This window comes from Pseudoalteromonas sp. UBA2102 (assembly GCF_002331165.1).
GTDB classification, from domain to species: domain Bacteria; phylum Pseudomonadota; class Gammaproteobacteria; order Enterobacterales; family Alteromonadaceae; genus Pseudoalteromonas; species Pseudoalteromonas atlantica.
On sequence record NZ_DCYU01000045.1, the window covers coordinates 1 to 12523 of the forward strand.

10 protein-coding genes are annotated in these 12523 nt (G+C 41.4%); 3 read left to right on the forward strand and 7 right to left on the reverse strand.

The window, feature by feature from the left end; all coding sequences use genetic code 11:
* Positions 1-346 precede the first annotated feature (346 nt).
* On the forward strand, positions 347-655 hold the full coding sequence (locus tag B2R65_RS05670) for a hypothetical protein (RefSeq protein WP_004587588.1): 309 nt from the start codon (positions 347-349) through the stop codon (positions 653-655).
* Between the two features lie 203 nt (positions 656-858).
* Here the strand turns inward: B2R65_RS05670 and B2R65_RS05675 are convergent, their stop codons facing one another.
* The 6 genes from B2R65_RS05675 to B2R65_RS05700 form a co-directional block, all read right to left on the reverse strand.
* Positions 859-1605, reverse strand: coding sequence for a CPBP family glutamic-type intramembrane protease (locus B2R65_RS05675; protein ID WP_055252755.1), 747 nt, complete (start codon positions 1603-1605; stop codon positions 859-861).
* 342 nt (positions 1606-1947) lie between these two features.
* Positions 1948-2832, reverse strand: a complete 885-nt coding sequence (locus tag B2R65_RS05680; protein ID WP_055252754.1) for a BstA C-terminal domain-containing protein — start codon at positions 2830-2832, stop codon at positions 1948-1950.
* Between the two features lie 761 nt (positions 2833-3593).
* A complete protein-coding gene (gene gcvP / locus B2R65_RS05685; protein WP_286741556.1) occupies positions 3594-6485 on the reverse strand; it encodes an aminomethyl-transferring glycine dehydrogenase in 2892 nt (963 codons plus the stop codon).
* Positions 6486-6639: 154 nt separating this feature from the next.
* Entirely contained in the window at positions 6640-7029 is a 390-nt protein-coding gene (gene gcvH, locus B2R65_RS05690) for a glycine cleavage system protein GcvH (RefSeq protein WP_004587592.1), read from the reverse strand.
* A 72-nt stretch (positions 7030-7101) separates the two neighbouring features.
* A complete protein-coding gene (gcvT, locus tag B2R65_RS05695) occupies positions 7102-8184 on the reverse strand; it encodes a glycine cleavage system aminomethyltransferase GcvT (protein WP_004587593.1) in 1083 nt (360 codons plus the stop codon).
* 98 nt (positions 8185-8282) lie between these two features.
* Complete coding sequence (locus B2R65_RS05700) at positions 8283-8882, reverse strand: hypothetical protein (protein ID WP_004587594.1); 600 nt, start codon at positions 8880-8882, stop codon at positions 8283-8285.
* A gap of 126 nt (positions 8883-9008) precedes the next feature.
* Here B2R65_RS05700 and B2R65_RS05705 point away from each other — a divergent pair, with 126 nt between their 5' ends.
* Together B2R65_RS05705 and B2R65_RS05710 are read left to right on the forward strand one after the other, a co-directional pair.
* Entirely contained in the window at positions 9009-9854 is an 846-nt protein-coding gene (locus tag B2R65_RS05705) for a LysR family transcriptional regulator (protein WP_286741558.1), read from the forward strand.
* A gap of 203 nt (positions 9855-10057) precedes the next feature.
* Positions 10058-12214 carry a TonB-dependent receptor family protein gene (locus B2R65_RS05710; RefSeq protein ID WP_286741560.1) on the forward strand — a complete coding sequence of 719 codons (2157 nt, stop codon included), beginning with the start codon at positions 10058-10060 and terminating at the stop codon, positions 12212-12214.
* Between the two features lie 203 nt (positions 12215-12417).
* Here the strand turns inward: B2R65_RS05710 and B2R65_RS05715 are convergent.
* The coding region (locus B2R65_RS05715; protein ID WP_349676057.1) for a TrmH family RNA methyltransferase at positions 12418-12523 on the reverse strand (106 nt) is incomplete at its 5' end.

The window sequence follows — 12523 nt, forward strand, 5'->3', positions numbered from 1 at the left end:
TTTTAGCTTTTAGCTTTTAGCAAAATAGTGTCGTTTTTATTTTCGGTGTGGGAATCGTTCTTTTGGAGGGAGTAATAGTAATATAGATACGTTTTCCTGCTTAAAAAAAGAAAACAAACTCCCTCTACATGTAAAACCAAATAGTGCCCGCTTTCGGCCAACGCGCTAGCAAGCTAAGCGCCTACAATAAATAACATTGTATTTATCTTTAGCTGTGGCTATTACATTGGCTGTGCGTTGGGTTTCGCTTCGCTCTAACCAACCTACGGTTGTTGCATAGCTACAAGCTTGCGTATAATGCCCGCATTCTGGCTGTATGTATTAGCCGCTAATTTGGATTTTAATAATGAAAAAACTCTCTGCAGTGCAAGTAAAACAACAAGCACTTGTGCTTAACGTTGCCGATAAACTAGAAGCACAAGGGCGCGAAGAAATCCCTGGTATGTTGCAGTGCTGGTTTGATGTGGAATATCACTTATTTCCAAGTTCACTACTGCTTTGTTTTCAGTTTGAAAACGAACAAGCTTTAGCAGCCGCAGAGCCTGATTTATTAAAATGGCAAAAGCGCTTAAGCGCCGCAATGCTTAAAAAAGGCGTTATTTTAAAAGATATGCGTAAACATTTAGTGTTTACTTTAAAAGGCCCTGATGACTAAAGAAGGGCTAGAGCAAAACGTAGTCGCGCTATGGGTTATAAAAATAAGTTTAAGCGCATACACAAGGGCAATATTATTGCCCTTTTTTTAAATGGGGTTACTGGGGCAGTTTTGCACTTTTCCTTAATCACGAAAGGCAAAAAGAAAAACCTGACCTTGCTGATTTTGGAATATCTAGCGCAACTAAACGTTTTAACCTCACCCTAAATTAATTGCCCAACAACGTTAACGCTATTATGGGCGAGAATTGGAAATACCAAGCTTCCCGTTCGCTCTCTTAGCCACAGTAAAATAAAGCCATAACCTCCAGTTAATAAAATAGAGGTAAACGAAAAATACCACTCGCCATCGTTAAACATAACGCCGTGCACCAAGCCAAATAATAAAACTAAAAGTAATCCACCTATATTTATCGGCGCGCTTACCAAACTGTATCGCTTAGATACTATTGCCAAGGAAATACAAAATAGTAAGACCCCTCTAAACATCGGTTCTTCGTCAAACCCTGGCATGGTTGCTTGATAAAGTAATGTTTCTAAATCATAGCGAGGCTCTCCACTCCAGAACCATGAAACAATGGCTTGGAGAATTACAAACAAGCACAAAACAATAAAAGCAGGTTTTAAAGAGCCTTCACTTTGTTTGAAAGTAAAACCAGCATCAGCAATACGAAAGCCATGTTTATATTTCGCTAAGGCTAGGATTACACCTCCCCACAGGATAATTACAGCTATCTTGCCAGACCAATTCCAAGACAAATCAGCAAAAAATATATCTAAAGGAATAACCTCGGCGCCTCTAAATAAAGCAAAAACGTAACACGTAAAAATGCCTAATGAGATTAAAGACCACGCTATATTTATATCGACTTTATTAAATGCTTTTAATGTTAAAGCTAAAATTAATATAACGCCGGCATTTGCAAATACGGCTATGAATGCATCTTCCATGTATACCTCTTAAGCAGGGGCACGTTGCTTCTTACTTTTATTATTGTTTTATGTAGTACCTAATATTAACCCTAAATGAGATAGCATTAAATAACTATTTAATTAGCAAAATAGTCTTAGGCTTTATAAATAACATAGACGTATTTAGTGAGGTTTTGTAAACTCAAAAGACCAAAGTAAAAGAAATAAAAGGGTCACCCATCAATCGACGTTATTACGAGGTGCATAGTCATATTTAAATTGAGTTTAAATAATAAGAACACTTGGTTTTTGAATAAAAAGATCAAGTAAACACAGCTGTCTGCTTGACCGGAATTTTCTAATGGGAGAGACCTTTGTTTTTTATTTATTACCTTCTAACCTAACTGGTTGAACGGCTTCAACTAAGCTTTTTATATCTAAATTAGGTAGGTTGCCAGCTTTAGCTTTGGTAGCTAAATATTTTGGAAACTTCATCCTTAAATACGTATCATCGAACCATTCCCTAAATTCACCTAAAGCCTTTACTGGATAAATCCATGCCTCAGGATCTTTTTGAGGAAAATCAGATGGAAACTTGTGTAAATGTTTTACTCTTTTACCATAGGCAATATCAAATTCACTTTCTCTCCAAACCTTACCCCAGCCTTGTCCTACACTTATATCAGGCATACTATTTTGGTCGAATGGCATTCCTTTTCGGATCCCCGTAATCAAAAGGCTAGCTATCTCTTCGAATACACTAAAATACCCCGAAGGCACCTCATTAAGTGTTATTCTTTCATGAAAAATCTGCCAATATTTAGGAACTTGTTCTACAGGGTCATATCCAGTTCTTTCATAAATAAAAGCTCGTAACGTTAATCTGGCTAGACTTCTATAATTCCGCTTCGCCTGTTCTGATGGCGATTGAGATTCAAAGGCATAATATTCAAGTATAGCCATGCAATTAATTTCGTTAATAGCATGATAACTTTTTCCTTTTACTTTAATTGGTGTGTAAAGACCTGAAGATCTACCGCCCTGTTCTTCAATCAGTTTTTTAATTATCTGACCTCTAGGGCGATACTTTTGCTCATCCCACTCTTTTATCAATGTAATTATATTACTCGGAGCTGTACCACATAAAGCAGCTAGCCCTCTAGCACCTAGGTATGGGGTTCCATCTGCCATAACCCCCATCTCAATTCCATCTGGTGTATTATGCATGATAGATTCAAGTTGAATCTCCATTTTATTACTGCTCATACCATTATCCTTTGCAACTATTTTATTACATAATAACCCCATATATTTTAGATTCAATAGCTATAATCGATTTGAATAAAAGAGAAAGCAATTACCCTGATATGTCAATAAACAAAACATAATCAAGCAATGAAATCCACTAGCTCATCCACTCGCATTTTGCTAAGACTAAACACCACCGTCACGTTTAACACCCTTCCCCGTCATCACACCCTGAAAATAAGCAATTGATGAGTAATGTCGCGCATGGATGCGCGATAAGGCGGAACTAGGCCATGGATGGCCTATCTTCGCCGTTTACGTTCAAATCAATTGTGTTTTGAAGGATTAAGCGTGATGCTCGGGGCGCCGTGGGGTTCCAAGGGGCGGTCGGCGGTAGCCGCCCCTTGGTTGCCGCCAGCAACCTGGCAAAAAACCTTGAATAAGGTTTCTAATCTTTAAAAGTACGAAACGCATTCACATTATCGGTGATAATAACCTCAAACACCTATTCAAATACTTATTCGGGCTGTCGCCCGCGCGTCAGCAAGCTAAACGCCTACAATAAATAACACATACTCTTGGCTTTTGAGCGAGTAAGTATATTTGTGATTCGTTGGGTTTCGTTTCACTCTACCCAACCTACGTTCATATAATTTATGGCGAATCACCACGCACAAAAAAGCCGTTGCATTGCTGCAACGGCTTTTATAATTTTGATAAATTCCCAAACTATAATGGAGCTTACTATCCATTAAAGGTTAAAAAATTAGTCTGTGATCTTAGTCGCGATAAGTCTCAACCGCTGGGCATGAACATACTAAGTTACGGTCGCCGTATACATCATCTATACGTGTAACCGTTGGCCAAAACTTATCTTTAGCAACGCTTGGTACTGGGAAGGCTGCGTAAAAACGGTCGTACGCGCGGTCCCATTCGTTACCTAACACATCAGCTTGTGTATGCGGTGCAAACACAAGTGGGTTGTTTTCGATTGACCATTCGCCAGAGATTACTTTGTCGATTTCGCCTTTGATTGACACCATAGCTTCGATAAAGCGGTCTATTTCGCCTTTTGATTCAGATTCAGTTGGCTCAATCATTAACGTGCCCGCTACTGGGAATGACATGGTTGGTGAATGGAAGCCGTAATCTTGCAAGCGCTTAGCTACGTCCATTTCAGTAATGCCTGATTGCTCTTTAAGTGGGCGTAGGTCAACAATACATTCGTGCGCAACGCGGTTGTTACGGCCACGGTATAAAATTGGGAAGTGCTGGCTTAACTCGTGTGTTAAGTAGTTAGCATTAACGATCGCCATTTCAGTGGCTTGTTTTAAGCCCTCTGAGCCCATCATGGTAATGTAAGCCCATGAAATAGGTAAAATAGCGGCTGAGCCGTAAGGCGCTGCTGATACTGCACCGTTGTTAATGTTTGTACCCGGTACGTTAATTACGCTGTGGTTTGGCATAAATGGCGCAAGGTGCGATTTAACACCAATTGGGCCTACACCTGGGCCGCCGCCGCCGTGCGGAATACAAAACGTTTTGTGCAAGTTTAAGTGCGATACGTCTGAGCCAATAAAGCCTGGGCTTGTTACGCCTACTTGCGCGTTCATGTTTGCGCCGTCCATGTAAACTTGGCCGCCGTGCTCGTGCACAATGTCACAAATTTCGCGAATGGTTTCTTCGTAAACGCCGTGTGTAGATGGGTATGTGATCATGATGCACGATAAGTTTTCAGACACTTCTTCGGCTTTCGCTTTTAGGTCGGCCATGTCTACGTTACCGTTTTTATCGCAATCAACCACTACAATTTTCATGCTGGCCATTTGCGCAGATGCAGGGTTAGTACCGTGCGCTGAGCTTGGAATTAAACATACGTTACGGTGCGCATCGCCGCGCGACTCGTGGTATTTACGAATAGCAATTAAGCCTGCGTATTCACCTTGTGCGCCAGAGTTTGGCTGTAGTGAAACGGCATCGTACCCAGTAATATTAACTAGCCAGTCGTGCAGCTCGTTAATCATTATTTGGTAACCTTCGGCCTGATCGAGCGGGCAGAATGGGTGCAAGTTTGCAAATTCAGGCCATGTAATTGGGATCATCTCAGCGGTCGCGTTTAGTTTCATGGTACATGAACCTAACGAGATCATTGAGTGGTTAAGCGCTAAATCTTTGTTTTCTAGGCGCTTAATGTAGCGAAGCATGTCTGTTTCGCTGTGGTAGCTATTAAAGTTTGGATGCGTTAATACTTCGTCATCACGTACTAAACTAGCTGGAATAGAGTCGCTACCGTTTGCTTCAATATCGGCTGCAATACTATCTACGCTTAAGCCATGGCCTTCACCTAGTACAATATCAAATAACTCAGCTACATCGGCGCGTGTTGTAGTTTCTGAAACCGAAATAGAGTATTCGCCGTTGTGGTTTGTGGCAAAGTTAACGCCTTTGGCAAGTGCACGCGCTATTACGTCGTCTTTGCTGTCGCTAACTACTGTTAGCGTATCAAACCAGGTGCTGTGTTTAAGTGCAATACCTTTAGCTTTTAGGCCAGCAGCTAAAATATCAGCAAAGCGATGTATACGCTGCGCGATAGTTTTTAAGCCTTGTGGGCCGTGGTACACCGCGTAAAACGCTGCCATGTTGGCAAGTAGTACCTGCGCTGTACAAATGTTTGAGTTGGCTTTGTCGCGGCGAATGTGTTGTTCGCGCGTTTGCATGGCCATACGCAGTGCATCGTTACCTAAACGGTCTTTAGATACACCAATAATACGCCCTGGTAATGAACGTTTATATGCGTCACGCGTTGCAAAAAATGCAGCGTGTGGTCCGCCGTAACCCATAGGTACACCAAAACGCTGAGCCGAACCAAGTACTACGTCGGCACCTAATTTACCCGGCGCTTTTAATAGTAATAAGCTCATAATGTCGGCAGCAACACAGGCAATGGCCTTTTTGCTTTGTACGCCAGCAATTAGGTCGGTTATATCGACTACTTCACCTGATGTAGTTGGGTATTGGAAAAGTGCGCCAAAAATGTCGTGGTTAACGGCATCTTCTGCTTTACCTACAATGATTTCAAAACCAAACTGCTCAGCACGGGTGCTTACTACGTCAATAGTTTGTGTGTGTACGTCGTCGGCAATAAAAAAGGCATTGGCTTTTTTAGCTTTAGATACGCGTTTTGCAAGGCCCATTGCCTCAGCAGCAGCGGTTGATTCGTCAAGTAACGAGGCGCTTGCTAAATCAAGGCCTGTTAAATCTAGGGTCATAGTTTGGAAGTTTAATAATGATTCTAAACGCCCTTGCGCAATTTCTGGCTGGTACGGCGTGTACGCAGTATACCAACCAGGGTTTTCTAGTACGTTACGTAAAATTACGTGCGGTACGTGCGTTGGGTGGTAGCCTTGGCCAATGTACGATTTGAAAACTTTATTTTTGCTTGCTACCGATTTTAAGTAGCTTAGTGTTTCAACTTCAGTACGGCTTTCGCCAACTGTTAATGGCTGCGCTAAGCGAATGCTTGCAGGTACAGTTTGGTCGATCAGCTCTTGCACACTTGATACTTCTAAAGCACTTAGCATATCGCTTACTTGTGCTGGGCTTGGCCCAATGTGGCGGCGAATAAAATCTTGCTTTTGCTCTAACTGTTCAAGAGATTTGGCGTTTGACATGCGTCTAGATTCCTATGATCCTAAATACTAACGGGTGATTAGTATTGATTAAAATATGTGATGATTTAATAACGTACTGTGTATGGGAAGTAGGCCGTTAAATCATAAAAGCCCCAAAAACTGTGAATGGGGCTTTTGTCATCTACTTAGAGTATTACTCTTCGTCGATTGTGTTAGCGTAGTCTTCTGCGCTAAGTAGGTTTTCAAGCTCTGACTCGTCAGTTGCTTTAATGCGGAATAACCAGCCGTCACCGTATGGGTCGTTGTTAACCGTTTCTGGTGCGTCTTCTAGCTCTTCGTTAATCGCAACAATTTCGCCGCCAACTGGTGCGTAAATGTCTGATGCAGCTTTAACCGACTCTGCTACTGCACAATCTTCGCCTGCATCTACTGCATCGCCTACTTCTGGTAGTTCTACAAATACCATGTCGCCAAGCAGCTCTTGCGCATGCTCAGAAATACCCACAGTAAATGTACCGTCACCTTCGTTGCGAACCCACTCGTGAGAAGAGGCGTATTTTAAATCGCTAGGGATATTGCTCATTATTTTGTTCCTTTGGTTTAGATTGGGAGGATACCAATCACAATAATTATTGTGATTGGTATAACCAAATTTTTAAATGATTGATTTGCCGTTACGTACAAAGCTAGGCTTTACTACTTTAACGTTAACTAATTTTTTGCGCATTTCTACTTGGGCTGTATCCCCTGTTGAACGCGGTACACGTGCAAGGGCTACACTAAAACCAAGCGTTGGTGAGAAAGTACCTGAGGTAATTACCCCTTCTCCACCTTCAACAATTACTTTTGAGCCGCTACGCAATACGCCTTTTTCTTCAAGCACTAAACCAACAAGTTTATGGGTGCTTTTTTCGGCGCGTTGCTTAACAAGTACGTCACGACCAATAAAGTCACGATCTTCTGGTTCCCATGCAATGGTCCATGCCATGTTAGCTGCAAGTGGCGATACGCTTTCGTCCATATCTAGGCCGTAAAGGTTCATACCTGCTTCTAAGCGTAGCGTGTCGCGTGCACCTAAACCGGCTGGCGCTACACCTGCATCTAGCAGTTGTTGCCATAAATCGGCTGCTTGCTCGTTCGGTACTACTATTTCGTAACCGTCTTCGCCAGTATAACCCGTTGTGGCAATAAATAAATCACCTACTTGTACACCAAAAAATGGCTTCATGCCTTCAACGGCTGCTTGTTGCTCGGCATTTAAAAGAGTGGCTGTTTTTGCTTTAGCGTTAGGGCCTTGTACTGCAATCATTGCAAACTCTGGGCGCTCAGTTACGGTTACTGTAAAGTCGGCAGATACTTTAGCTAAGTGAGCTAAATCTTTTTCGCGGGTGGCAGAATTTACCACTAAGCGATAAAACGTTTCGCTAAAGTAGTAAATAATTAAATCGTCGATTACGCCGCCTTGCTCGTTAAGCATGCCCGTGTAAAGCGCTTTACCTGGTACGGTTAATTTTGCTACGTCGTTTGCTACTAACTTACGTAAAAATGCTTTTGCTTGTTCGCCTTCAATATCAACAATAGTCATGTGTGATACGTCAAACATACCTGCATCGGTACGCACTGCATTGTGTTCTTCTATTTGTGAGCCGTAGTTGATTGGCATTTCCCAGCCATGAAAATCAACCATTTTTGCGCCTGCTTCAAGGTGCTTAGCATGTAGTACAGTTTTAGAAGTCATAACATTCCTTCACTTTTAAATTAACCCTGTGCGGGCGTGGCTTAAATAGATTTAATTAAACAGGCAAACACGGTTATGTTTACCGGTTATTTTATGTATTAGGCAGCTTCGTTTTGCATTAGGGCAAAACCTTGTGCTTGTAAGTGCTGTTGCCATTTTTGTAGTTCTTGTTGCTTGGCTACTAACACAAAGTGCTGTTCGTCGTTTTTATCTATGGCGGTAATAAATACTTCGCCGCTTTGCGCGCCATAACACAGTTGTGGGTTAGATAAACGCAGCCCTGGCGTTAATTTAAACGCGCTGATTAAGGTATCAAATGCGTTTGCTCCACACAGCGCAAGAGTTGCAAGGTCGCTACGTAGTACATAATCAATATCAAAACGAAGTTGCTGCTCGTTTATCAGTGCTTGTAATTGCAAGCTTGCGCTGTGCGGTAATACAAATCTAAATGCGGTTTCGCTAAAGTAATAAACGGCAAAGCTGTAATCAGAATTTAAATCACCATCTAGCGTGCCTTTTAGGCCTAAGCCGCTGGCTGTAAGCTTTGTGAGATCTAACCCTAAAATAGTGCTTAAAAATACACTGGTTTCACTGCCACTAAAATCCATTACAACGAGGTTGTTATTTGCTTGCACGGCATTAGTAACTGCACTTGCAGCATTGCTGTGGCGGGCAAACATTATTGGGTTAAAAGTCATAACAAACACCTGTGTATTTTTGATACCAAAAGTATATTGCGACACTGTGACAACAACAAATTGTAATTATTTATCAATTGATAAATAATACTTATATATGTAGCTATATAAATTGTAATTTTAAATATGAAAAACATATCAACCGACAGTTTGCGTACCTTTGTAATGGTTGTTGAGGTAGGTGGATTTGCAAAAGCCGGCGACCTACTGGGGTTATCGCAACCTGCGGTAAGCTTGCAAATTAAACGCCTTGAAGATTTACTCGGTTATAAATTATTTAAAAAGCAGGGCCAGCGCCAGGTGCTTAATCAGTACGGTGAGCTACTTTTGCCTATGGCAAAACAAATGATGCAGTATAACGATGCTATTTTGCAGCAGTTCACCTCAGAAAGCATAACCGGTAAAGTGCGCTTGGGTATTCCTAGTGAATTTGCAGCACGTATTTTACCCTCAATTATTGGTGATTTTGTCTCGCTTTATCCTGAGGTATCGCTGGAGGTTAAATCGCGTTTAAGTAAACATTTGCTGTCGGCCTCCAGGCAAGATCAATTTGATCTTGTTTTAGCGCTTAACGAGCGCCTTAATTCAGACAAGTTCCCTATTTTTATGCAAGACGAGCTAGTATGGGTGGGCGACCTAGCACAGGCAAAAAATGAGGTAGTAACCTTAGTCACCGCACCCGAGGGCTGTATTTATAGGCGCCGCGCTACAGATGCACTTAAAAGTGCCAATATAAAATACCGAATTGTTTACAGCAATGCCGATTTAACCGGATTAATAGCCGCCATAAAAGAAGGCTTAGGTATTACTGTACTGGCTAAAAGTACGGTGCCGAGCGATCTTAATTTTCAGGCGCAAAGTAAATATTTACCAGCTCTTGGTAGCATAGGCATTAGCTTAATAAAAAGCGGTGGGGAGTCGGAACACGCAGTAGACAAACTCGCTGAATTTATAGCGCTAAGGCTTGGCTAAATAAATACACAAAACCGATACTTAAGAATGAACGCTAAATTGAAAGCACCATACAAAAGAAACAATTTAGTTAACAAAGTAGCATAAGTAGGTGTTTTTAATTCTAAAAAACTAAACTATTAAACAGTTAATAACATTGATTCGTATTCGTTAACGTGTTCAAATTACGCCAATTAAGATAATTGACATGATCAGGACACACAATGACCCCTAAGTTTTTAGTATCTACCCTTGCAACTGCGGTTGCTTTGTCTTTTAGTACTACTGCAATGGCACAAGGCAGTTCAAACCAAGATCAACGCTTTGAACAAATTACCGTTATTGGCTCACAGCAGGCTATTAACGATATTCCAGGTTCTGCGACGTTTATTTCTGACGAAGAGCTACAAAAATTTAAATTTACCGATATTTCACGTGTTTTAGCGTCTGTTCCGGGTGTATACGTTCAAGAAGAAGACGGCTACGGCCTTCGCCCTAACATTGGTATGCGCGGTACAGGCACTGGCCGTAACGATAAAATATCAGTAATGGAAGACGGTGTATTAGTTGCACCCGCTCCTTACTCAGCACCTTCTGCTTACTACTTCCCTACTATGGGTCGTATGGAATCTATTGAAGTATTAAAAGGTGCTGCCTCTGTTAAGTATGGTCCGCGTACTACGGGTGGTGTTTTAAACTTACTTTCTCGCAGCTTACCAACTGAGCCAAATAGCTCAAAAGGCATGGTTGATGCAGCCCTTGGTGGTGATGGTTATTACAAAGGCCACGCTTACTTTGGTAAAGAAAAAAACAACACAGCAGGTTTAATTGAAGTATTTACTTATGGCGCCGACGGATTTAAAGAGTTGCCAGTAGGTAGCGATAACACAGGCTTTGAAAAAACAGATTTATTACTAAAGTTTGGCCATACATTTGGTAAAAACGACGCCCACAGCCTAGAGCTAAAAATTAAGTACTCTGATGAAAAATCAGACGAAACTTACATGGGTTTAACTGAAGAAGATTACAAATCAAATCCTAATCGTCGTTATGCAGCATCGCAAAACGATGAAATGAACACTCGCCATAATGCTTACCAACTTAACTATGCTTACCAATTTGGCGAAGGTTACGAGTTATTAGCAACCGCTTACTTAAACGATTTTCATCGTAACTGGTATAAAGCAAGCAGTGTAGGTACAAGCACGCTTGAGCAGTACAGCGAATTTGAAGCATACCCAACGAGTGAAGGCATTGAGGGTATTGGCGTAAAAGCGAATAACCGTGATTACCAAGCAAAAGGTATTCAGTCTGAGTTACACATACCTGCAGGCGATCACTACGTGACTGTTGGCGTACGTTACCACGAAGACGAAATGGATCGTTTTCAGTGGCAAGATACGTACACGTTAAATCAAGATTTAAGTATGACGCTAACATCGCAAGGTATCCCAGGTTCAGATAGCAACCGTGTAGATAGTGCCGATGCGCGTACTTTTTTTGTTCAAGACGAGTGGACAATAGACGCATTAGTAGTAAGTGCTGGCCTTCGTTATGAAGACATTACGATTACGCGTGAAGAGTGGTCTAAGTCAGATCCAACGCGCAGCAATGGTTTAACTAAAAATATATCTAACGATACTGAAATTTTAGTACCATCACTTGGTGCTACTTACACGCTTAATGAAAACGTAACGCTACTTGCGGGCATTCAAAAAGGTTACGCACCTGCGGCGCCGGGTAACGCTGACCAAGACGAAGAAGAAAGTGTAAATATTGAGTTTGGTTCGCGCTTTATCGCCGCTGGATTTACAGGTGAAGTGATTGCGTTTTTCTCTGACTACGACAACATGCATGGTAACTGTACTGCTGCGGTTGGTTGTAGCGACGATAACATTGGTGACCAATACAACTACGGTGAAGTAGAAGTATCGGGCTTTGAATTTAGTGCAGCACGTACGTTTAATACCAAGCAGGTTGCTTTTCCGGTTAAGTTAACTTACACCTACACAGATTCTGAGTTTCAAAACGATTTTGATTCAGAAATTTGGGGTTCGGTAGAAAAAGGCGATGCAATGCCATACGTACCAGAAAACCAGGTTGCTTTATCGCTAGGCGCTGAATTTGCATCGTTTGTGGTAAATAGCCAAATGCGTTACGTATCAAGTGCACATGCCGATTTAACTGACTCAGGCTTAGATGCTATTGATAGCCGTGTAGTATGGGATTTAGCGGCTAAATACTTAATTGATGCTAACCAAAAAGTATATTTAAGCGTAGATAACTTACTTGATAAAACCTACATTGCTAACCGCGCTAATGGCGGTATTCAGCCAGGTAAACCACGTACAGTACAGGTAGGCTACACATACTCATTCTAACGAGTTAAATAACTCTCTAGCTGCGTTAAAAATAACTCATATAAGAACACTATATTTCGTTATTTTTGCCTTGCTATAGAGCTATTTTCCTATCGCTATAATAGAGAGAGTATCAATTGATATAAAATTAAAAGCGTAAATTAAAAACACAAAAAAGCCGAGATTAAATTTCAACCTCGGCTTTTTTAATACATTAAACTGTATTAGTTATTTGCGTTACGTTGGCGTAGCACTTCAAATAAACAAATACCGGTTGCTACCGATACATTTAAGCTTGAAACTGTACCTGCCATCGGAATTTTAACTAAC